Annotated in this window: 23 protein-coding genes; 9 read left to right on the top strand and 14 right to left on the bottom strand. The window is 41.2% G+C overall.

What is annotated here, in order from left to right:
- Positions 1–132 precede the first annotated feature (132 nt).
- Positions 133–498: a CvfD/Ygs/GSP13 family RNA-binding post-transcriptional regulator gene (locus tag EKM81_RS09040; protein ID WP_125650940.1), complete on the bottom strand. Its 366-nt coding sequence runs from the start codon at positions 496–498 to the stop codon at positions 133–135.
- Between the two features lie 195 nt (positions 499–693).
- Between EKM81_RS09040 and EKM81_RS09035 the strand changes: the two genes are divergently transcribed.
- Positions 694–1,677, top strand: coding sequence for an NAD(P)/FAD-dependent oxidoreductase (locus EKM81_RS09035; RefSeq protein WP_164509278.1), 984 nt, complete (start codon positions 694–696; stop codon positions 1,675–1,677).
- 17 nt (positions 1,678–1,694) lie between these two features.
- Positions 1,695–2,213 (top strand): phosphatidylglycerophosphatase A family protein, encoded by a 519-nt coding sequence (locus EKM81_RS09030; RefSeq protein ID WP_125650938.1) that lies wholly within the window; start codon positions 1,695–1,697, stop codon positions 2,211–2,213.
- 484 nt (positions 2,214–2,697) lie between these two features.
- On the opposite strand, the gene EKM81_RS09025 is transcribed toward EKM81_RS09030, so the two are convergent.
- The 5 genes from EKM81_RS09025 to EKM81_RS09005 all read right to left on the bottom strand — a co-directional run bounded on the left by EKM81_RS09025 (position 2,698) and on the right by EKM81_RS09005 (position 6,766).
- Entirely contained in the window at positions 2,698–3,324 is a 627-nt protein-coding gene (locus tag EKM81_RS09025; RefSeq protein WP_125650937.1) for a TIGR01906 family membrane protein, read from the bottom strand.
- A 1-nt stretch (position 3,325) separates the two neighbouring features.
- Complete coding sequence (locus tag EKM81_RS09020; RefSeq protein ID WP_125650935.1) at positions 3,326–4,105, bottom strand: TIGR01457 family HAD-type hydrolase; 780 nt, start codon at positions 4,103–4,105, stop codon at positions 3,326–3,328.
- Positions 4,106–4,129: 24 nt separating this feature from the next.
- A complete protein-coding gene (locus EKM81_RS09015; RefSeq protein ID WP_225420233.1) occupies positions 4,130–4,945 on the bottom strand; it encodes a YutD family protein in 816 nt (271 codons plus the stop codon).
- A 1-nt stretch (position 4,946) separates the two neighbouring features.
- The gene (locus tag EKM81_RS09010) at positions 4,947–6,338 is read right to left on the bottom strand and encodes a bifunctional metallophosphatase/5'-nucleotidase (protein WP_125650933.1); all 1,392 of its coding nucleotides are present in this window, start codon (positions 6,336–6,338) and stop codon (positions 4,947–4,949) included.
- Positions 6,339–6,451: 113 nt separating this feature from the next.
- Positions 6,452–6,766, bottom strand: a complete 315-nt coding sequence (locus tag EKM81_RS09005) for a hypothetical protein (protein ID WP_125650931.1) — start codon at positions 6,764–6,766, stop codon at positions 6,452–6,454.
- Between the two features lie 199 nt (positions 6,767–6,965).
- Here EKM81_RS09005 and EKM81_RS09000 point away from each other — a divergent pair, with 199 nt between their 5' ends.
- The gene (locus tag EKM81_RS09000; RefSeq protein ID WP_164509277.1) at positions 6,966–8,351 is read left to right on the top strand and encodes a glycerophosphodiester phosphodiesterase; all 1,386 of its coding nucleotides are present in this window, start codon (positions 6,966–6,968) and stop codon (positions 8,349–8,351) included.
- Positions 8,352–8,431: 80 nt separating this feature from the next.
- Positions 8,432–9,841 (top strand): dipeptidase PepV, encoded by a 1,410-nt coding sequence (gene pepV, locus EKM81_RS08995; RefSeq protein WP_125650927.1) that lies wholly within the window; start codon positions 8,432–8,434, stop codon positions 9,839–9,841.
- A 289-nt stretch (positions 9,842–10,130) separates the two neighbouring features.
- On the opposite strand, the gene EKM81_RS08990 is transcribed toward pepV, so the two are convergent.
- The gene (locus EKM81_RS08990; protein ID WP_125650925.1) at positions 10,131–10,610 is read right to left on the bottom strand and encodes an ASCH domain-containing protein; all 480 of its coding nucleotides are present in this window, start codon (positions 10,608–10,610) and stop codon (positions 10,131–10,133) included.
- A 306-nt stretch (positions 10,611–10,916) separates the two neighbouring features.
- Between EKM81_RS08990 and EKM81_RS08985 the strand changes: the two genes are divergently transcribed.
- Positions 10,917–13,703 carry a transglycosylase domain-containing protein gene (locus EKM81_RS08985; protein ID WP_225420232.1) on the top strand — a complete coding sequence of 929 codons (2,787 nt, stop codon included), beginning with the start codon at positions 10,917–10,919 and terminating at the stop codon, positions 13,701–13,703.
- A gap of 66 nt (positions 13,704–13,769) precedes the next feature.
- Here EKM81_RS08985 and ccpA read toward each other — a convergent pair whose 3' ends face one another.
- On the bottom strand, positions 13,770–14,771 hold the full coding sequence (gene ccpA / locus EKM81_RS08980) for a catabolite control protein A (RefSeq protein WP_125650923.1): 1,002 nt from the start codon (positions 14,769–14,771) through the stop codon (positions 13,770–13,772).
- Positions 14,772–14,975: 204 nt separating this feature from the next.
- Between ccpA and EKM81_RS08975 the strand changes: the two genes are divergently transcribed.
- Positions 14,976–16,079: an aminopeptidase P family protein gene (locus EKM81_RS08975; protein WP_125650942.1), complete on the top strand. Its 1,104-nt coding sequence runs from the start codon at positions 14,976–14,978 to the stop codon at positions 16,077–16,079.
- A gap of 495 nt (positions 16,080–16,574) precedes the next feature.
- Here EKM81_RS08975 and EKM81_RS08970 read toward each other — a convergent pair whose 3' ends face one another.
- The 3 genes from EKM81_RS08970 to EKM81_RS08960 form a co-directional block, all read right to left on the bottom strand.
- Positions 16,575–16,913: a hypothetical protein gene (locus EKM81_RS08970; RefSeq protein ID WP_125650921.1), complete on the bottom strand. Its 339-nt coding sequence runs from the start codon at positions 16,911–16,913 to the stop codon at positions 16,575–16,577.
- 79 nt (positions 16,914–16,992) lie between these two features.
- Positions 16,993–17,649 (bottom strand): YtxH domain-containing protein, encoded by a 657-nt coding sequence (locus EKM81_RS08965; protein WP_125650919.1) that lies wholly within the window; start codon positions 17,647–17,649, stop codon positions 16,993–16,995.
- 21 nt (positions 17,650–17,670) lie between these two features.
- Positions 17,671–18,081 carry a DUF948 domain-containing protein gene (locus EKM81_RS08960; protein ID WP_125650917.1) on the bottom strand — a complete coding sequence of 137 codons (411 nt, stop codon included), beginning with the start codon at positions 18,079–18,081 and terminating at the stop codon, positions 17,671–17,673.
- A gap of 583 nt (positions 18,082–18,664) precedes the next feature.
- Between EKM81_RS08960 and EKM81_RS08955 the strand changes: the two genes are divergently transcribed.
- Positions 18,665–19,492, top strand: a complete 828-nt coding sequence (locus tag EKM81_RS08955; RefSeq protein ID WP_125650915.1) for a mechanosensitive ion channel family protein — start codon at positions 18,665–18,667, stop codon at positions 19,490–19,492.
- A gap of 155 nt (positions 19,493–19,647) precedes the next feature.
- Here EKM81_RS08955 and EKM81_RS08950 read toward each other — a convergent pair whose 3' ends face one another.
- On the bottom strand, positions 19,648–20,553 hold the full coding sequence (locus EKM81_RS08950) for a helix-turn-helix domain-containing protein (RefSeq protein WP_125650913.1): 906 nt from the start codon (positions 20,551–20,553) through the stop codon (positions 19,648–19,650).
- Between the two features lie 96 nt (positions 20,554–20,649).
- On the opposite strand from EKM81_RS08950, the gene EKM81_RS08945 reads away from it, so the two are divergent.
- Entirely contained in the window at positions 20,650–21,924 is a 1,275-nt protein-coding gene (locus tag EKM81_RS08945; protein ID WP_164509276.1) for an MFS transporter, read from the top strand.
- A 256-nt stretch (positions 21,925–22,180) separates the two neighbouring features.
- On the top strand, positions 22,181–22,462 hold the full coding sequence (locus EKM81_RS08940; protein ID WP_125650909.1) for a hypothetical protein: 282 nt from the start codon (positions 22,181–22,183) through the stop codon (positions 22,460–22,462).
- Between the two features lie 70 nt (positions 22,463–22,532).
- On the opposite strand, the gene EKM81_RS08935 is transcribed toward EKM81_RS08940, so the two are convergent.
- Positions 22,533–22,808, bottom strand: a complete 276-nt coding sequence (locus EKM81_RS08935) for a flavodoxin family protein (RefSeq protein ID WP_125650907.1) — start codon at positions 22,806–22,808, stop codon at positions 22,533–22,535.
- A 75-nt stretch (positions 22,809–22,883) separates the two neighbouring features.
- The coding region (locus EKM81_RS08930; RefSeq protein ID WP_125650905.1) for an IS30 family transposase at positions 22,884–23,360 on the bottom strand (477 nt) is incomplete at its 5' end.

Genomic DNA, 23,360 nt, shown 5'->3' with positions numbered 1-23,360 from the left:
CAACTTTATTGAAAACATTTTTCAACGAGATAAGCAAGTTAGCAGCTCGTTTTGCAACACAAACTATCTTATCAACTCACGCCCGGTTCGTCAATAAGAAATTGAAAAAAAACAAAAAATACTTATTGATTTTTAAGGGAAATCTCGTAATGCCGTTGCTAGCCACTGATCTTTGGCTGCAGCAATCGGCTGAAAACCAGTCTCAGTACGATGATTGGTCCAAAAATGGACTTTCCGCCGATATGGTCCTACGTAAGGGTCTGGGACCAATGCACGCATGGACAGACTTATCTTACCAGAATACTCATCAATATCTAAAACTAAAACTCGAACTCGATCACCTAAGCGAACAACTTGATGGAGATCAGTTACATAACTATGGGTACATTCAGAAATATGAACTAAACCCTGTGTCAAACCGTCCAACAACACAAATACCCCATAAGGTTGCACACCTGTTACCTCACCAATTAAAATATCACCAATTCGATATGTCATCTATTTCACCTCTTCATAACTCAATTATTTACCCCAGCATGGATAATATTCAGTATCTTAACTAATTGCTGTTGTTTTACAATTGGTAAACAATTCATCTTTCGTTCATTTTAACATTAAATTGTGCTAAAGTTGTTTTGCAAGCTGTCAATTTTTCAGTTTTCGCAAATTCTTAATAGAAAGTGTGACCACGCCTTGACCCATATTTATGACCTTTTAATTATCGGTGGTGGCCCAGTAGGACTATTTACCGCCTATTTTGCCAGTATGCGTAATGCCGACGTCGCAATTATCGAAAGTTTACCCCAAGTCGGCGGCCAAGCCAATGCTCTCTTTCCTGAAAAAGAGATTTACGACATTGGCGGTATTCCAAAAATAAAAGCTAAGCAGTTAATTCAACAGCAACTGGCACAATTGGAATTGTTCCAGCCAGAAATCAAGTTGAGTACTACCGTAGACAATATCATCGAACAAGCAGATGGAAACCTGCTAGTGACAACGAATCACGGTGAATTGCAGGCTAAAGCTGTCATTATTGCCATTGGGACCGGTTCTTTTGCCCCTCGCAAACTTAACAATGTTTATGATCCTGCGCTAGAAGACAACGGCCAGGTAACTTATTTTGTTAAAAATCTGGCTGATTTTGCTGACCAGAATGTTATGGTTGCTGGTGGCGGTGATTCAGCTGTGGACTGGGCACTTGCACTTGAAAATGTTGCCCAAAGCGTAACTATTATTCACCGACGCGATCAATTTCGTGGCTTAGAATCAAGTGTCCAAAAATTACGCGACTCCACCGTCAAAATTATGACACCCTACTTACTCAATCAAGTGACACCAGCTGCAGATCAACTACAAATCGACTTAAAAAAAGTCAAGACTGATGATCATCAAGTAGTCGCGGCTGATAAACTATTAATTAATTACGGTTTTGTTTCTGATAGTCGTCTACTGCGTCAATGGCAACTTGATTTGGCTGGCAGCAAAATTAAGGTCAACACTAAAATGGAAACCAATCGACCTAAAGTTTACGCGGTGGGCGATGCCGTTACCTATCCTGGTAAACTTGATTTAATCGCTGTTGGCTATGCTGAAGCACCGATTGCGGTCACAACTGCCTTACAAACAATTTATCCGGAAAAAATTCAGCCATTACACAGTACAAGTTTATTTAATTAAAATTAGGAGGATTCACGATGGAAAAACACGAAATGTTATATCAACATGTAGTTGGTTTACTAGCTAAACGTGGCGTAACTATTGATGATATTGCTGATTTGGTTATTTTCTTACAACGTGACTATATTCACGGATTAACTCGTGAGGAAGCAGCCCGCAACGTGCAAATCGTCTTGCAGAAACGTGAAGTTCAAAATGCAATCATGACTGGCATCCAATTAGATATGCTCGCTGAGAAAAAAGCGCTGACTGAACCACTACAAACGATTTTAGCTAATGACGAAGGGCTTTATGGTGTTGACGAAATTATGGCGCTTAGTATTGTCAATGTCTATGGCTCAATTGGCTTCACCAACTACGGTTACATTGATAAAGTGAAACCTGGCGTTTTGGCAAAATTAAACGCTCATGAACCTGGCATTATTCATACCTTTTTAGATGATCTTGTCGGTGCAACAGCTGCTGCCGCTGCTAGCCGCTTAGCTCACGCTCATCCTGAATTAGAAGATGATGAAGATGTTTATCAAGCCCATTAAAAGCTTGTATTCCTCCAACTAAGTACTCATTAGCTCAGCTAACTGTCTAACCATTACTAGCGTGAACGACGAATACGAAAAAATGGTGGCAACATCAGGCCAGTTATCAAAATAAACCAAAGTTTAACAGCTGTAGCGTGTTCCTAAAAGACCACCGCTTCCGTTTAACGCCAAGAAATTGTGACAAAAGGCGGTCAGTCGGCGAGCATTAACGCGAAAAAATAACGAGCAATTCTAGCAAAATGCAGAATTGTTCGTTATTTTTTTGTGCTAGGCGGAACCGATGGTCTTTTGAGAACACGTTTCAGCAGCCGAAGTTCGTATTATTCTTGGAGAATAGACTTTCATGTCCCAAACCCGTTTTTGGCGTTAATGCGCACCAGCTACTCGCCTTTTACAAGATGCTGTTTTTCTGCATGAAAAAATCGGTCACTCTCTGCTAATCCTAGAAGTTCTGACGCGATTTTCTAAGTTAACTAGTAATTTATCGCCAAGAACGACGGGCCCGCACAATCCCCGTTATCATCAGACTTTCAAAAATAACAAAGGCCAAAATAAAGCAATGGCCGAAAAAGGACTCTGGCAACACTAAAATAATGGGATCAGTATTAGGATCAAATAACCAATTACTATTACGGAAGAACAAGTGATGGAACGTAATAAAAAATTGGTCAAAGTTAAGACTTGCAATTAAGGCCACTATCACTGGCAGGATTGCGCCAATTTCAGCGGGATACTTTAATAAATCAAGCTGACGCCGTTGCCTTAATCTTCTTAGAAAAACTAGCGCCCAAGGAACTGTCAACACTAATAAGCCCCAAGCCCAAAGAAATAATCGCTTAACATCTGCAAAATGGGCCACGCCATTGACTGAGATCGGAAAATCACTCATCTGCAATTTAGCGACCCAGGGAAAATTCAAATAGGCCATTAGCTGCCGATAATTAGCAGTTAACTTATCCGCACTAAGACCATAGCTGGTTAAGTTTTGACCGCGAATCTCTAAAGGATACATGAGTAAGGTCAAGAGAATAGTGACGATTGCGGTGAAACTAATACAAGCGAAAATTAAAGCCACCCAATTAAGGACGGCTAAACTACCTTTTTTCATTTTATAGCTCCCAGTCATCTAAGGAATCAACTTCATGAGTTGGTTGCACTGCTTCTTGCGCAACTACTTCCTTCTTGCTGACACCAGTGTAAACCAACAGAGTATCAACGTGAGCATTGATGCCAGCACGAATGTCGGTATCATAATTATCGCCGACCATCACTGCTTGCTCAGCAGTTGCATTTAAAACACTTAAAGCAGCTTGCACGATAATTGGTTCTGGCTTACCAATATAAGTGGCCTGTTGCTGAGTCGCATGCTCAACTAAAGAAATAACCGATCCCGCTCCTGGAACTAAGCCACGCTCGTTGGGCAGATTTTTGTCTGCATTGGTACCAATGAAAGTGGAACCAGCGCGAACGGCTAATGTAGCGACTTCAAATTTATGATAAGTCACGTCATAATCCAGTCCAACCACAACATAATCAGGTTGGGTCTCGGCTAACTGCATCCCAGCACCAAGAATTGCTGACAGTAAGCCAATCTCGCCAATGACATAAACAGTTTTACCCTTAACGCTCCCGTTATTTTTAGCCTTTAAATAACTCACCGTTGCCAGTGATGGTGTATAAACTTGTTCCGGGCGCACATGAATGTCATGATTCTCAGCCAAATTCTGTGTGACTGCCATTGGCGTTTTAGTCGTGTTATTAGTCAAAAATAAGAAAGGAATCCCCTGCTGTTGTAAACGTTCAACAAAACGTTTCGCGGCCGGAATTCGTTCGCTACCGCGATAAATCGTACCATCTAAATCAATTAAATATGCCTGATAATGTTTCAATTATTCGTCCCCCGCTGTTTAAATCTAGCTCTTGTGTTCATCCACATGCCGAATCCGAAATGGATGCGACTTTGCTTTCTTGGTCGTATTCGTTTTTACTTCTGTCGGCTGTGAGGAACGTTGATTAGTCAACTGTTGCTGTTTAGTTGTTGATTGGTGTTGCCGTGTTGCGGTATTGCTAGGTGCAGAACTAGCTGAACTATTCGACTTGCGCCGATTATTCCGACGTCTCGGCCGCGTTGCATTAGGACTGTCCCGAACCGTTGGTGTCTTTTGTGACTGCCGCTGCGTCGTCGTTGGCTGACTCGTTGTGGCAGCCTTGGTTTCACGATGTTGGTTATGTTCATTGTTACTTTTATTATTGCTATGATGATTCCGATGCCGATTTTCGCGGTTATTTTGGTTAACATCGGGATTATGCCGTTTATTCGTGTTTTTAGCTGGCCCACCTTCACGTTGCAACACAAAAAAAGCACAGCCGAAATTACAGAATTCCATAATGTAATCATCTAAAGTGGTAATAATTTGGTCACGATTGGCAGTCCGATTATGCTCCTTATAAAAGCCACGCAAACGCAACTGTTCAAAGCCCCAATCACCAACAATATAATCGTACTTGTTGAGAATTGTTTCAAATCGTTGGCCAAATCGCTCCGGATCAAACCCGTCACGATAATCATAAACCAGCTGATAAGTATGATTATTAACCATAATTTTATCAACCGCGATTTGTTTCACAGCGGTGCCGCGATAATCAGGATCATCATCATGCTTTACGTTATAAATATGTGGGTAAATCACTGGTGCTACTGGACCCACACTAGTCATTTCTGCATTCAAATTAAGACTCCTTTAACAAGGGATAATGTTGTTGTAAATACTGGCCAAAGATATTTCGTAAGAAATCCGGCATTAACAATTTAACTTGGCCTTTGATGGCAACTGTTGGGAAAAACGGAATAAACATGAAATTATCAACAGTTGCTAAAGTATAATTTTGGTGTGGTTCAATCAACTGGTGCTGCACCCAAACTTGTTGGGTAACCGGATCGATCCGCCAATCACGTAAAACTAATTCACCATATATTTTACCGCGAAAGCTCATTCCCTTCAGCGGAAAGTTTTGGACAAAATGACGATTTTTCTCAATTTCCATGGCCAGACGCCATAAATCAGCCCCACTAAGCTGAACTGCAATAACATGCATGGGATGAGGCAATTGTTGATGCAAATCGTTAGCTGTCACGATACCCTGTGGCAAATCCTTAAGAAACAAACCACTGTTCAAAATAGCACAGTCCGCTTGCGCAACTTGCTGAATTGCCGCTAAGCAAACTTTTATTGCGGCATGTTCACCATGGGCACTGACGGTTAGACTTTGCGGCAGCTTGGCCAGCTTTTGTGCGTTTAAAAGTTGCTGGCCTTGTTGTTGATAGCCAGCAATCTCGGCAGCATCAGTGGCTAAAACAGGTAACTCGTTGGTTGCTTGAACAGTTGCGCTAGCATTCCTTAAATGATGATTTTCGTCAATCGTCAATGAAATCTTGCCAACATACTGACCAAATTTACCAGCCGCCGCCAACAAGGTGGCTCCTTGCTGCTCACCAGTTGGCAATAAGTGGCGCGTATGGGCACCAATAATAATGGCAATTTGCGGAAATTTTTTAGCTAGAAAGCGATCAATTGGCAATCCTAGATGGGATAACAACACAACAAAATCAACCTGTGGCGCTAATTCAGCAAGTAGCGCTGGTAAAACGTCAGTCGCTCGTTTGATCTCCCAACCAAGTGGTTGATATGTTGCTGGAAAAGCTGCCGTCAGCCCCAGTACACCAATGTGCGTGCCTTGATCTGTCGTTATAATTAGCCACGGTTTAGCAAACGCTGCTAAATGACCAGTTGTCGGATCAGATAAATTACCCAACACCACTGGAAAATTGGCGGCTTGGTATAATTTCAAAAGTTGCGCTTTAGCATTACCAATTCCTTCATTGTTTCCAATTGTTGCGGCATCATAATGCAGCTGATTTAACAATTCAACATTAAACTGACCATTCGTTGCCTCTGTTAAGAGATGAACGCGATCCATGGCATCGCCAAGATCAAAAGTCAGTGCCTGACCAGCAGACGCTTGTGCCAATGATTGCTGTGCTAGGACATAACGTCGTAAACGCGGCCAATTTTCAAGATGTGAATGAAAGTCATTGGTATGTAATATCGTTATTTTTTCCATGGTTATTTCTTAACCTCATGCTTAAAAGTGTGCTGACTAGACCATTTGGGTTCGACAGTCATCACGGTTATAATAGACCTACCTGCTAATAGCGACAAGTTTGCCCGCCAAAGCTAGCCGATATGATTAGCCCGCAAAATTTCTTTAACGGCATCAGCAATTTTTCCAGCAGGCTTCTGCCATTCAACCCACTCAGTGAAATCTTCGGCCGGCATCTGATAATGGTCATTAATGTAAGTTTCATAAGTATTAACGGCCGTCGAATGAGGAATATTTAATTGTAAAATTCGCACTTCTTTCAAAAAACCGCGGACAACTGCTAATTCAGCACGACCATTCATGAAAATATTGGCAATTTCATAATATTTTGAACCATCATTACGCGTAATTTGCTCAATTAAATCAAGATTTTGATATTTTTCTGCCATCAGAATTCCTCCAAGCTCCTCTATAGTGTAACATGTTTTCTAGATAAGTTGGTTGTCCGTTTGCTGGTCAAAGGTTGATTAATCACTAACAATGAACAGATAACCAGCTAAGTTCATATTATCTAATAACCGACCTTGTCGGAATCATTTTTCTGCGTTATAAATTAATTAATTGTTTTTTAGAAAGTTGGTTACTTGTTTGATACGAAAATTACCGTTCCTTTTAATTATTTTTTGTTTATGGTTACTTAGCAGTGCGTTTACTGTCGTTGGCCATCGCGGCGATCCGCTACGTGCGCCTGAAGAAACCTTTGCCAGTTTCAATTCTGCCTTTAAAAGTGGCGCTGACTATGTTGAACTGGATTTACATGTCTCCCAAGATAATGTTTTAGTAATTTCCCACGACCGTAATTTAGAACGTGTGACTGGCCACAATGCAATTGTTTCGCAGACACCTTGGGCTCAAATTAAGACTTTTACCCAATCTAATGGCGAACCAATGCACTCCCTGGATGACTTATTCGCCTACTATCAAAATCGGCCCAATACGAAATTCTTGATTGAAACTAAGAAAACCAAAAAAGGTAACCCGCAAAACATGGAGGCCTTGATCAAGGCTAGTGTCACCAAGTATCAGATGGAAAATCGGGTCATGTTTCATTCTTTTTCACTGAAAAGTCTGCAAAATCTCAAAGAAGAACTGCCAAATTCCCCACGAATTTTCATTGCTGGTTCACTTAAACGCTTGAATTTTGAAGTTTTCCAAACGACTACTGGTGTTAATATTTCTTCAAATCTTGTCAACGCTAATTTAATTAAACAATTACATGACCTCCATCAGCAAGTTTATGTTTGGGATGAAATGAGTGAAAATGCAAAACAATGGAATTGGCTCGTTAATTTGCCGATTGACGGCGTGGTCACTAATTACCCCCAAACAGGAAATGAATATCGTGAACAAAAGGCCACCGCTGATATTAAAGCAGTCGACTTTCCCGGTGTCTTAGTCAGTTTGGACGCAGAAGAAAGTTACGAAAATCCGTATAATCTCGATTTAGTTCGCCAGCCAGTGAAACCGTTGCATCCCTTTGAAGTTAGTAATTTAGTGATTAAACACGGCGAGCCTTTTTATCAAATTGGTACGAATCGTTTTATCTCAGCGGCAGGTTTCAATCATACCAACGACTTACAAACTGCTTTACCATATCTAGGATTAACTGTCACACCAATCGACAATCGGCGCGAATATACCCAACTATATGACCGGCCACTAGCGCCACAACCAATTAACCAACATTTACAAGTTGGCCAGAATTATCAAGTACAGGCTGTGCAAATTAACGGACTGGCAACTTGGTTTGAAGTGGCTGGTCATTGGTTAAGTGCTAAGCAAGTGTTGGTTAACTTCCAACCACAGGCAAGTGCTTGGTCCCACTACTTAGCAATTCCTACAAAACACCGTCAAGCATTGCCTAACTTGCAAACGTTATTCCACCCCTGGCAAGCCACAACTCAAACCACTAGTGCTTTTGAACAGGCGGCTATAATCACACAGCCGCAAACTTGGCAAACCCAGTTATGGTGAAGTAGTAGCCTAAATTGCCACTCATCGGCTATAATATAATTAATTTAGTCCCATTAACTATGTAGAGAAGAGGTTTTTAAATGATTGACTGGTTAGCCGAAGCAAAAAAATATCAAGACGATTTGTTTCGTGATTTAGAAATGTTACTCACAATTCCCAGCGTTCGTGATACTGAAAAAGCAACGGCGGAATTTCCACTAGGACCAGGCCCAGCTGAAGCATTAACAACAATGTTAGATTTGGCTGATCGCGATGGTTTTTCAACTAAGAATGTCGACAATGTTGCTGGCCGGATCGAATATGGTGTTGGCACTGAAACTTTAGGTGTTTTTGGTCATTTAGATGTTGTGCCTGCTGGTGATGGCTGGCACACCGATCCTTTTAAGCCAGTTGTTAAGGATGGCCGTTTATATGCCCGTGGTAGTGCTGATGACAAGGGACCAGCAATGGCTGCCTACTACGCGCTAAAAATAGTCAAGGATCTGAACTTACCCTTGAGTAAGAAAATCCATTACATTCTCGGAACCGATGAAGAAAGTGAATGGTTTGGCATCAATCGTTATTTAGAGGTTGAACCAGCCCCTGATTTTGGCTTTTCACCAGATGCTGAATTTCCCATTATTAATGGTGAAAAAGGAATTGCTTCTTTCAAAGTAACCTTTAAAAATGCATTGCCAATCACCGGTTCAGTGCAATTACGCAGCTTTACAAGTGGTATCCGCGAAAATATGGTCCCTCAAAATGCTCAGGCTGTTTTAGCCGGCCATAATCTGGATAATCTTAGCGACCAATTTACAGATTTTGCAGCTGAAAATGAATTAATTGCGGATGCTCAGTTGGAAGATCAAGGCTTGATTTTATCCTTGACTGGTAAAGGTGCTCACGCTTTAGAACCTGATGCAGGTGTTAACGCAGGCACGTATTTGGCGTTATTTCTAAGTCAACTCAGCTTAGATCAAGCGGGACAACAATACGTCCAAGCAATTGCCGAAGTCATGCATCTAGACTCGCGCGGCCGTCAATTAGGCGTTGCTTATCACGATCAACTAATGGGTGACTTAACTGCCAGTCCAGACATTTTCAATTATCAAGCTGGTGAAAATAACAGTGTGATTATTAACATTCGTTATCCCCAAGGAACATCCGCAACTACTATCAATCAACAAATTCAAACAACACTCGCCAAGTTCGGAAATAACATTCAAAGTGAGATTTTTGGTCACGCACAACAACCTCATTATGTCCCAGCCAGTGATCCTTTAGTTCAAACTTTATTAAAAGTTTATGAACATCAAACTGGTCATCAGGGACAGGAGCAAATTATCGGTGGCGGTACTTATGGTCGTATCTTGAAACGCGGTGTCGCTTTTGGCGCTCAGTTCCCTGGACAGCCTAATGTGATGCACCAGGCTAATGAATATATGCCTGTTGCAGACATTATCAAGGCGACTGCCATTTATGCTGAAGCACTGTATGAGCTAGCTAAATAACTGCCAACCACATTTTTAATCAGCTGACAATAAAAAGTGTGACAAAGGGCGGTTAATCGGTGAGCATTAACGTAAAATACCGAGCATTCTAATGAATGTTCGGTATTTTTGCGTTAAGCGGAAACGATTGCCCTTTGAGAACACGTTCCAGTAACGAAAGTTCGTATTAAATTTGGAGAATAGACTGATGACCCAGACTATTTTTGAAGCGGACTATTAACTTTCTTTAACTGCGAGCAGTCAGCTGTTTAAAACAGGACTCAATGCCGACAGACTGATTATGCTAATTTTAGTCTGTCTGCGCCAGTGCAACTGAACCTGGTACTACTTTAAACAGTTCACACACAACTAAATCTTGCTCATTAAACTGATAGCGCGCAGCCGCAGATTCATGACTAAAGAACTGCCAATGCACTTCACGCCAATAATCTAAACTAAGATCACCCTCACCTTCCGCAGCAGCATGCGCCGCAGTGACGTCAGCGAATGGGACCACATCAATTTTAGTGGTTTGAATAATACAACGTGGCTGCTGTGCGCCGTCTAAAATAATACTGTAATCGCCAACTTGGGGTAGCGGCTCATTTGTCCAACGATATAATTGGTACAACGAGGCCGTTCCAACCTTTTTACCACTGAGAACTAGCGCCAACAGTTCATCAGCTTGTTGGGGACTATCACCAAACGACCAAGCTTGGAATTGGTCACTTAGACCTGAGTTTTTTTCTTGAAAACGGCGCCAATAATCAGCCGCAGATAAATGAACCATGGCGATCACTCCTCAATGCCTAGTTTAATTGATTCTGCTGGAAAAGACAATCTAAATCACACTGCGATGCCGGAGACTTGCTGCTTAGGCTCCTGCCATTGCCAGACTGGAGAGCGACTTAATCAATTCTTGCCCCACGTTCGGAAAGAATCATCTCCAAAGTCAATCGTTATTATTCGCTATTTCAGTCGCACTTGACACGCGATAAGATGACATTCTAATGACAGTTTACCGGTTTCTTACCATTCAACAGCCGAAATGTTATATAATTTCAAAGAGTAACTATAAAAAAAGGTGGCGCTCCTCTTGAATAAGCCTCAAAAATGGTGGCAAGCATTTCTTAAAAACTTGCAACAGTTGGGCCAGCGACTGGCAGCTTTCTTCCAGAATCTTGGTCGCCGACTAACGCGTAATCGCGGGCAAGCTCAAACGAAAACCACATGGCAATTTAAAGTCAATGTGTTTATCCAAACGATTCGTTCCTTAGCTATCTATCTTTTTTCTGGACTGCTAGTTGTTGGAGCCTTAGCTTTCGGCCTATTATTGGGATACTTCGGTGGCATCATGAGCCATGAATCAATTCCAACTTATGCCAGTATGAAGCGACAAATTGAAAACGTTAATCAATCATCTAGCCTTTATTTTGCCCAAAAAGTGAAATTAGCTGATGTTAAAAGTGATTTGATCCGGACTAAAACGTCTTACAACGATATTTCGCCTTACTTGATCAAGGCGGTTGTTGCAACTGAAGATGATGATTTCTACGAACATCGTGGTGTTGTCCCTAAATCATTGATTCGCGCTGTTTTGTCAGACGTAACTGGTATGGGTGCCCAAACTGGTGGATCAACTTTGACACAACAATTAGTAAAAATGCAGTTATTATCCTCAGAAACGACTTGGCGTCGAAAGGCGACGGAGGTGATGTTAGCGCTGCGAATCGATAAGTATTTCTCGAAACAGCAAATTATTGAATCTTACTTAAACGTGGCTACTTTGGGTCGTAATAATGCTGGCCAAAATATTGCTGGCGTGGAAACAGCAGCACAGGGATTGTTTGGCACCACTGCCAAGAATTTAACGCTGCCCCAAGCTGCTTTCATTGCCGGTTTACCACAAAGTCCTTCAATTTACACGCCTTATCAACAAGATGGTACAGTCAAGAAAGACCTGACTTACAGCATGAAACGTAAAGATGTGGTTCTCTTTCGGATGTATCGTCATGGTGACATTACTAAAAAGCAATATAATGATGCCAAAAAAGTTGATCTACGCCAACAATTTCAGGCACCAACAACTGCCAGCAGTTCAACCACTGAGGGTTATATGTATAACCTGCTGCTAGGTCAGGCCCGAAACATTTTAATTGATCAATTAATCGAACAGAATGGCCGTAAAGTTGCAACCGTTAAGCAAGACGCGAAACTCTACGCGCAATATTACGATCAGGCTGATGAATTGTTGAAACAAAAGGGCTATCGGATTGATAGCACCATTAACAAAAAGCTGTACGATGAACTACAAGACGTGACAGCGACTCAAGGTACTACTTTTGGTTCCGATTACACTGAAACAGCTTTTGACGATAATCTCAACAAGAATGTGACGATTACTGAAAAAGCTCAGACAGGTAGTGTACTATTGGATAATGAAACTGGTGCGGTTCTGGCTTTCGTTGGTGGTCGTGATTTTACTGACAACCAAATCAATCATGCTTTTGATACCCAGCGTTCACCAGGTTCATCAATCAAACCACTGATTGCTTATGGCCCCGCTGTTGAAAATAAAGTGATCAATAGTCAAACAATGATTGCTGACTTCGCGCATAATTTTAACGGCTATAAACCAACTGATTATAATAAGTCAATTGAAAATCGCTTTGTTCCTGCTACTGAAGCATTGGCTTGGTCTTATAACTTACCTGCGGTTAATCTTTATAACCATCTTAAGAATGAGACCAAAGTCGACGTTAGCAGTTACATGAGTAAGATGGGAATCAACTTAACCAATAGTGAGTACTCTCAACTAGGAATTGCCTTAGGTGGGACCGACCGTGGGATCAGCGTTGAACAAAATGCCAGTGCCTTTGCAACTTTTGCAAATGGTGGTGAGCATGTTAATCCTTATGTGATTTCAAAAATTACCGCACCAAATGGCAGTGTGATTTATCGCCATAAATCAAAGAAGACTAAAGTTTTCAGTAAATCAACTTCCTATATCATGCAGCAAATGATGAAGAGTGTTATTTCTACTGGTACTGGGACACAGCTTGCTTGGCAATTGAATTTCAATACTAGCAATGTTTACGGAAAAACTGGGACTTCAAACGATTATCGTGACATTTGGTTTGTTGGGTCAACACCAGGCGTTACTTTAGCCACTTGGATGGGTTATGATAACTTCTATGGTAATTCCCATAATCTGACTAGCGCTTCCAGTAATACCAATATGACTTACTGGGCGAAAATGGCCAATGCACTCTACCAAACCCAGCCTGACCTCTTCAAGCTAGAACAAACCCCTGTTAAACCTGCAGGTGCTGAACAGCATCAAGTATTAACAAGTACTGGCACTGAAGCAGGTTCAATTAGTTACGGCGGAAGTAAAATTAACTTGACTGGTGCCAAGACGAATGCCTGGTTCAATGATGGTGCAACGCCAGCCAAAGCTTCAGCCAACTTTGCGATTGGCGGAACTGATGAAAATTACAAGTTGTTCTGGGATCATTATCAGGGCAAGAGTAATGATTATGGTGTCGTTCAGAACGTTGATGACAATGGCGACGTTATCAAGCGGACGACGACAACCACTGATAATAGTGCTGACAGTGGTACTAACACTAATAGCGAAGCCACAACCAACAAAGACGTTAACAACTCAAGCGGTCAAAATACTGATAGTGGTAACAATGCTACTGACAGTAACACGACCACTGGTGGGACAGGCAGCAATCCTGATACGGGAACTGAAGAGAACAATAATCAAGATACCAATAATACGGGTAAACCTGGTACCACCACTGATCAAGGTAATACTGGTGGCAAAGATACCAATGGTGATCAAGCAACTAATAATCAGCCAGTAACAAATTAATTCAAATAATAAAAAAGATTCAGACAACAATCGACGTGATTGTTGTCCGAATCTTTTTTTACTGGCTTATTTAGTTGAGTTACGAGTAATGATACTATGTGGCAGTAAGACCGTCTTCTGCTCGATTTCTTCCTTATTCATCATCTTAGTTAACAAACGCATTGCCACCGCGCCAATATCATAAAGCGGTTGCGCAATCGAAGTCAATTTAGGCCGAACGATTTCAGTGAGCATTGTGTTGTTGCTAGTAATAATTTCGAAATCTTCAGGAATCCGAACATGAGAATCATTGGCACCATTTAAGAAACCAACAGCCAATTCATCATCAGTAATGACCGCAGCGGTAGCACCAGAACGCTTAACTGCATCCCAGATTGCTTCACCAGCACGGTAACTATATTCAGTTTCAAAAACCAAACTTTCATCATAAGGAATTTTAGCATCAGCCAAAGCTTCTTGATAGCCCTTCAAACGGAATTGGCCATTAATTGGATCATCTAAAGCACCAGTCACAAAAGCAACATGTTCATTACCGGTTGAAATCAAACGCTGCGTGGCTTCACGAATAGCAGCGACGTAATCAATATTCACACTGCCCAACTTGTTCAGTGGATCAACTGTACCTGATAAGACAACTGGTGTTTTGCTTCGCTCCAATTCCTTGCGAGTAGAATCTTGCAAGTTCTGACCCATGAAAATCAAACCATCAACTTGCTTAGCCAGAATACTTTCCAAAACCGTGTTGACCTTGCCTTTAGCCGCATCAGCACTAGCTAAAATGATGTTGTATTTATACATTGTTGCAACATCATCGATCCCGCGAGCTAAGGATGCATAAAAAATATTAGTTAAATCAGGAATCAACACACCAACAGTGGTTGTCCGATGACTGGCCAATCCACGAGCAACAGCATTAGGCCGATAATCTAATTTTTCAATTACCTTCAAAACCTTTTCCCGTGTATCTGGACGAACGTTAGGGTTGCCATTTACAACCCGCGAAACAGTTGCCATGGAGACATTTGCTTCACGCGCGACATCATAAATCGTAATTGTTTGTTTTTCCATTTAAAGTATCTCCTTGTCATTTTCATATTTCCATTTTTCACTTTAGCACTAGCCTAATGGAAATGCAAGCGTTTTTACATAATCATAATGAAAATGAATCGTTTTCACCCTATTCACTTTCAGATTTCTTTTTCATTTGTGCTTTGGCTAATTATGTTATACTAGCATTATCAGTATAGTATGAAAGGAAGCCCTATCATGACCATGACAAAACTTGAGTCACTGCAACAATGGATCCAAGAACAACAGTTAGATTTGGTTTATATTAGTGATCCCGGCAGCGTTGCCTACTTCACCAACTTCATTTCTGATCCCCATGAGCGAATCCTCGGTTTATTTGTTTTCGCTGATGCTGCACCTTTCTTATTCGCGCCTGAGCTGGAAGTTAATTCAGCTAAAAAAGCTGGCTGGAATGGCGATATTTACGGCTATCTTGACCATGAACAACCTTTTGCATTAATTGCAGATCACATCAAGGCACGAACTAGCCACTTTAAAAATTGGGGCCTTGAGAAGGACAGTCTTTCCGTTCAACATTATGATGCCGTTCGTCAAGAATTTCCTAATGCTGAATTTCCAGGCAATGTTTCTCGTTTCGTGGAACACCTTAAGCTTTTCAAAACACCAGAAGAAATTAAAATCATGGAAGAAGCCGGTGAAGAAGCTGATCTAGCCTTTTCAATTGGTTTCAATGCTATTCAGGAAGGGCGAACTGAAGAAGAAGTTGTCGCCGAAATTGAATACGGTTTAATGAAACAAGGTATCATGAAAATGAGCTTTGATACCATTGTTCAAGCTGGTGCCAACGCAGCCAATCCTCATGGTGGCCCTGAAAAAAATCCACTTAAGCCCGGTGAATTAATTTTATTCGACTTAGGTACCGATCATCTAGGCTACATGAGTGATGCCAGCCGAACGGTGGCTTTTGGTCAATTAAACGAAAAACAACGTGAAATCTATGACGTCTGTTTGGAAGCACAACTGACAGCACAAGATGCCGTTAAACCTGGTCTGACGGCCGCCGAATTAGACAAAATTGCTCGTGATATTATTGATAAAGCCGGATATGGGCAGTATTTCATTCATCGCTTAGGTCATGGGATTGGGACTTCAACTCATGAATTTCCATCAATCATGGCTGGCAATGATTTAGTTCTACAACCAGGTATGTGTTTCTCAATTGAACCAGGGATTTACATTCCTGGATTTGCTGGTGTTAGAATTGAAGACTGTGTTCATGTTACTGAAAATGGTAGTGAAGCTTTCACCCATACCTCCAAAGAGTTGAATCATATTCCGATTCATTAGTTTAACAATTGTGCCAAGTCTTCCCCAATTGTTGAAGGTGGGGCTGGGCGATTGTAGTGGCGTGGAACGCTGTGGCCATCGATTTGAATCAATTACAAACCAAATTGTTTCAAATACGAGGCTTATTCTAAGCGATAAATCGCTAAGAATAATTTCACAGCTGACGCCAATCACCCAGCCCCCACCTGAATAAACTAACAGAACTGATTACTCCTATTTGAAAAAACAGATTTGAGATAAACTAATAAAGCCTGTTTGACAAGCTTTCTGGATAATTTAAACCAGAGGAATGTCAAACGGGCTTTTTGAATACTATTATTCAGTTGTGACAACAATTTAAATCAAGTTGATCTATCCCACTACAATCGTCTTAAGCACTTACGATAAGACTTGTATCTGAGACAATTTGGTTTGTAATTGGCTCAGATCAATGTCGGCCGCGTTCCACGCCAAGCAGCCTGGAACAGAGTCAGACGCCATTCTGCTTTACCAACTTCATTCCAAAAACATTGTTCTGAGCTTTTGTTGTAACGCATCTGGTAAGTAATCGTTGGTTTGAAAATGATCAGCGGCTGGGCGATAGGCATAACCAATTAAAGTCTGATCATCCCAAAGTCCATACAATTCCGGAAAGCCAGTTTTCTCAATTTTCTTTTGAAATTCATCAAAACGTTGTCGCACATCTATTTGCCAATTCGTAGACAATTGCTGCCGCTTAAAATAGCCTTCAACCTGAGGCCATGAAGTTAATACCGCATTATCATCTAAATTCATTTGGACGAAGGCCCGAATTAATAACGCTGTTTCGCCTTGATAGGGTCGAATTTCAGTCATCACACTATCCCTACTTTCAATTCTATGTACTAAAAAACTCCATTCGCAATGATACGAATGAAGCTCATTTATTTCAAAATTACTTGTCGGAAGGTGTTGCTCCCAATTTAGGATCACTGTCATCAAAGCTGAATTTATCATCAGTCTTTTCAACAGGTTCAGCAGGTTTGGCTGCTTCTGGTTCAGCATTAACTGCAGTTGATTCAGTTGCTGATTCGTTTGTTGGTTTAGCAGTATCTTGATCATTATTTTCATCAGTAGCAGCTGCTTCATCAACTGGCTCATCATCTTTTGCTTCTTGAAAAGCGGATGGACTATCCAAAACGATATCATCAAAATCATCATTATCTTCGGTAAAACTATCTTTTGTTTCTTCAAAACTACTCTTTAACTGTTGGCTAGCATCGCCAAACTGTGACTTCAATTGATCAGTCGTTCCTTGGAAATTATCCCGTAATTGGGCTAATTTCTCGCTTGAAGTTGATACAGCTGATTGTAAGCCTTCATGATCATTTAAAACTTGTTCCACTTTAGCGGCAGCATCTTCACGCCAGCTGGCTGTTGTTTCATCAGCAACTTGGTATAGATCCATTGCCCGTTCCTTGAAGTCGTCGCATTTATCAGCAACTTTTTTCTTTAAATCTGCTGCCGTTTCTGGGGTTAACAACATTGAAGCGCTAACGGCCGCCGCACTACCAATAATTAAACCTAATAGAAAGTGTCCTTTTTTTGCCATGTGATAATCTCCTTCAATAAATTAATCGTTGTTCCGCGAAAAAATAGAAGTTAACATCCGTTTACCTAAACGTGCTTTGGCAACAGTGCCACCAGCGTTGGTGATGCGCTCTGCTAAATCACGCGATGAAGCATTCAGATCAGAAACGGATTCGCCTAAGTCACCCATTGCTTGGAAGACCGGATCCAAAGTTGCCATCTTACCGTTGACGTCGTTCATCAAAGTATTGCTCTTGACCAACAGGCCCTCAACTTCACCTGACAAAACATTCACGTCTTTTGTCACCGACTGCATAGAAGTATCCAAATTAGCAACCGTTTTTTCAATATTCTTTGTCACTTTACTTAATCGAGTTAAGAAAATCGAAATAAAGATGACTAGGATCAAAAGTGCACCTGCAGCAATTAAGCCTGCAATTTCTCCACCTGACATAATGGCCTCCTCTAGAGTAAAAACTTATATAGCATTAGCATAACACCAATAAACCAAGGGGGCAATTGAAAAAACATGAAATCGCTTTTCATTTTTTTAAAGCTAAAAAAATGCCGCTTAATTTGGTAGAATGGAGCTATTAGCCGAAAATATCTCAGGCCGTGGGAGAAATAAACAGTTGATGAAATTCCGCTAATCCCCCATTGATTACAATCAAAAATAAAGCAAACCAAATCAACTTCAGACGGCGTGGAGGAATCTTGGCGTCAGCCGCCAAATTATCGTTAGAGTGCGAGGGGCAGCGGGCTTTCGGCGTAGAGTAACTGCAAATAATTGCTTGAGCTGGTGCAACCAGATCGAGTGATTATTTCAGTTAATCATAGCCGTTTGCTGCTTTGAACACGTTTAGTGCCTTAGCACTTACGATAAGGCTTGTATTTGAGATTGTTGCGTAGCAAAAAGCTCAAATCAATGCCGGCCGCGTTCCACGCCAAGCAGCCCGGAACAGAGTCAGACGCCATTCTGTTTTACACTCATTTCACAGCCAGATTAAACACCACATTTAGTAAGGAGTTTTACCAATATGAAATTAAATCTTTTCGAAAAGTTCGACTGGAGTCAGTTAGGAACAACTATTTTAACACGCGTGATTCAACTCGTCTTGATTTCACTCCTATTTTATTTTCTAAATTTCTTCGGACAGAAATTGATCAATAAGGGTATGGATCATTACGCCCACCTCGAACAAACCTCAAATAATCGCAGTGATACCTTAAAGTCGTTACTTAAAAACATTTTACGGTACACCTTAATGATTTTCTACATCTATACCATTTTGAGCCTATTTGGCATTCCTGTGGGCACCTTAGTTGCTAGTGCGGGAATTGTTAGTTTGGCAATTGGCCTTGGTGCTCAGGGTTTTGTCAATGATGTTGTCACTGGTTTCTTTATTCTATTCGAACAACAATTTCAAGTGGCAGATTACGTCCAAATCGGCGACATCACGGGAACAGTTAGTGCGGTTGGGATTCGTACCACCCAAATTCGTAGCTTTGATGGCACGTTACACTTCATCCCTAATCGTAACATCACCATTGTCTCAAATTTCTCTCGAGGTCAACGCCAACAAGTGATCAACTTACGACTGGACCCCACAACGGATTTGAAAAAACTTGAAACAATTTTAACACCGATCAACCAAGATGTTTTCAAAGAAACGAAAGACTTACTAACTGAACCACAATTATTAGGCGCTAATCTCTTAGCCAACGGTGACTTGGTTTATCAAATTCAAATCACCGCCAGTCAAGGCATGGATATCCCCATGCAACGTTTATTAATCGGTAAATATTTGCCAGCACTGAAAGCAGCCGGGATTAATTTACCGCAAAGCTTGTTGAATTTGCAGTAAAGATTCTGACCAAAAACACTTGAACGATAACAACTTTTGAAAAATCCCGCTGACATTAAAAGCGCCAACGGGATTTTTCATTTACTTCATCCTACTGTCTCTGACATATCATTCAATCTTCATGCCTACTAAATAACATCGGTCAATTATATCGGTTAGTCCATTTGAACTGCTTGCCGATAACGGCGAGCATCTGGTTCGCGATAGTGATAAATCGCCTCTAAATTCCGATCTGGTCGCTGGGGAAATAATTGTTGTAATTGCTTAATTTTGTTAACAGCAGCTACACCGTCAGCAAAATCACCAAAATACAATTGCCAAATTGCTAGCCAAAAGCGCTGTGAAATCAAAGTATCCCAACTGAGGCCGACGTTTTCAACCAGAGTGAACGCGGGTTGCAGTTGCGCCGCTGCCTGATAATCATGGCGATTCAAATACTCCTGAAACAACATTGAATTGAAGTCAACTAATTCATTTTTAATTTGAAAAGGATCGCCATTCTTTACCAGATAGATTTGACAATTGGCAATCATTTTCTGACGTAATTTGGCCAACGCAGTCGGATCCGACGTCAAGACGCGCAAGGCAGGAATTAAGTAACGGGCCAATCTTATTTCCTGCAAGGTCCAAGTTTTGGTTTGATTTAATTGCTGCCACATTGCTTGCATATCTGCCGTGGGTGCACCAATAAATCGATCATAACTAATTAATAAAATTTCAGCCAAGGCCACTAAGGTCTTCATTTGCGGATTGGTGGCCTCTTGATTTGTAGCAATCCACTGGCTAAGAGCTTCAAAATTGTGTTCGCCATACCAAGTATCAATTTGCAAACGCGCCGCCTTTAACTCCGAGACCTGATGACCCTGTAACAAATATTGGAATTCATCAGGACTGACTCCTAAATTCGCCAACACCATCAAAAAACTAGTGGCTTTCATATCGTTGCGTCCTTGTTCGAAGCGAATCGCAAACGAGGGTGACACCACGCCTTGATAAACTTCTTTTTGAGTTAATCCCTTGATGGTGCGAATCGCTTTAACTTGTGGTCCAATTTTTAACATTTCAACCCAACCTTGCAAATATGCGACATTTTTCTTTAATAATTAGCCTAGCACGCCAGTAGAATGAAATCAATCTTAGCAAAGGGACTGATTTTCATGACAATTAACAAACGTGATACCAACGTGCAAATTTTCAAAGCGGTCAGTAGCAGTTTAATCAGCGGCATTAGTGGCAATATGTTTTCTTACGGTTTGGGATTAATGCTGCTAGCCACTATCGGTTCGGCAATTAGTTTCGGCTTAAGTATGGTGATTACACCAGTGATTGACCTATTATTTCTGGTACCAGTAGGCAATTTAGTCAACCATTGCGCCCATAAAAAATTAATTATTGGCGGTATGTTAGGTCGTTTGCTGGCGCTCGCTTTACTCATCGCTGTGATTGATCAATTCAGTGATCAGCAGAAACTAATCCCAGTGAGTATTTTCCTAATCGTTAATGCGCTTTGTGTGAATCTCTACACCACGGCGCAGAACTCAGCCATTCACGAGTTAGTTAATGCTGACCAGATTCAACGACTAAGTTCATTAAATAATTCGGCTAGTTCCTTAGCCGCCATTATCTCACCAACTTTAGGCGTGGCACTTTATAGCTGGTTAGGGTTTGACGCCTTCTTGCTCTGCGAATTGATTGCTAGCATGGTTAGTTTGATAATAACAATGTCAATGAAGTTTCAGATTAGCGCGGACAGGCAACATGTCCAGCGACAATCACAGCGGTTTCAGCAATTTCAAAATTTCAAAATTGGCCTGGCTTATTTAAAACAACGGCCCTTAATTTTAAAATTAATCAGTATTTCGGTTTACTTAAACTTTATTTTCTCGGCCTTAAATATTGGCCTGCCCTTTATCGTGATCAAGCAATTGCACTTAGGTAACGCGGCTATTGGCTATTTGGACACCTTTAATGCCATTGGCATGTTAACTGGTAGTTTATATTTAAGTTGGCAACATCAACCAAAACAACTACGTCAACAAATTATTGTGCCGGTAATCATGCTAACTAGTTTACTCGGCCTATTAGGGTTAGTTTTGCAGCAAGCAACTTCATTGAACCAAGTACTGGCCTTAGGTGGTGGTTTGTTATTCCTCTTAGGATTCAGTTTAGCCATTTTAAACGTCACCAGTCAGGTGCGGATTCAAACAACTGTGCCTAGCCATTTGTTAGGCCGCGTTTCCGCAACAATGACGACTGCCAACACAGCGATTTTCCCAATTGGTACCTTATTCTTCACCGCTTGTTTTCAACACTTCCCTGCTGGTGCGATGATTTTGGCATTAACTGGTGGGATTGGTTTGCTAATTAGCCTCTTGATTTTGCCCAGCTTACGACATGATTTGATTCAAGATCAGCGGATGTTTGACCATTAAATCGATTTTTTCAAACTAGCTATTCAAGTGCAGTCTCCTTCTTTCCAAAAATAAGCGAACTTTAACTGCTGAAGCATGTGCTCAAAAGGTAACTGGCGTCATTCTGGTTTATCATCTTTATTAATGTTTTCATCATTGCTCATCAACCAACATTGCTAAGCAAACTTGCTCTAGGTATAATGAACTTAGTCTTGAAACACCGTTAAGTTTATGAAACAAGTTCAATAAGTGGACGTAGAGTTGGAGGCATTGATCAATGAGTAAGGGGAAAATAGGTTTTGGAAGTTTGGGTCTGCTATTCTTAGCAATCTTTCTAGCGCTGGAAATCATCTGGATCCAAGGTCAGAACCTCGCCACAATTATCTTTAAAAATGCTAGTGGTCTGGCGCTAATCTTTTTATTTGTCGCGCTGTTCTTTGCCGCGGTCTTTCCCGACGACCGCTTTGCTAGTTTTACACGAAAGGCGGTCGGCATCACAATCATCGTCGCCATCATTTGGGCACTGATTCCCGTAATCATGGTTAAGTTACACGAGTAATTAAAAAGCAGTTGTGTCCGTCATGGTCAAGTTTGCAATGACGATTAAGACACAACTGTTTTTTATTAACTTAATTTAATTGTTGCCACCAATTTTTTATTAATTCAGTTTCATTGCTGAAGTTACTGGAACTTAGACCCAAACCGTTGACGACGTGAGCAGTTGTCAGTTTTTGAAAATTGGTCTGGTATTGCTGATCCCCACCAGCACTAGTATAAAATGGGGCAATTGTCCCGGTATAGTTATCAGGCAATTGCTTTAATAATTGCTGAACCGGCGTGGCTGGTTCCCCACTCCAAACGGGCCCACCAATTAATAGCAAATCGTAATCATTTAAATCTCGCAAATTGCAAGTGCAAGTTAGCCAGCGCAGGCGAAGGCAGCTGGCGGAAAGGTTTCAGTGAGTTTCAATTCAAGAAAGCTAAGCAGTATGAACCTTGCGAGCACGCTTGACTTCTCTTTCAAAAGCTTCGGCTGGTGTTTTGAACTTTAAAATTCGCCGAGGCAAGTTGTTCAGATGCGATTGAGCAATCTGAACTTGGCTTGGAGTGGCAATGTCGAGTGATTGCCCCTTGGGAAAATAGCGACGAAGCATCCGATTATGAACTTCATTAGTGCCTCGCTCTGAAGATGTGTACGGGTGGGCAAAATAAGTGTCAGCTATGCCATTCAGTGCAGTCTCTAAGGTCGTAAACTCAGTACCATTATCTGCCGTCACGGTCTTGATAATATCACCATATTGATTAACAATATTTCGCAATGCATACGATACTGAATCTGCGTCTTTACCCTCAATCAAGCAGACTATTTCAAAGCGTGTTTTACGCTCACCAACAACGGTATCAATTTCAAAATGTCCAAACTCATGACGGTTATTGACCTTCTTGGGGCGTTCATC

Source organism: Lapidilactobacillus gannanensis (assembly GCF_003946675.1).
Classification (GTDB): domain Bacteria; phylum Bacillota; class Bacilli; order Lactobacillales; family Lactobacillaceae; genus Lapidilactobacillus; species Lapidilactobacillus gannanensis.
The sequence above is the reverse complement of the archived record's forward strand: the minus strand, read 5'-3'. Positions and strand labels throughout refer to the sequence as shown.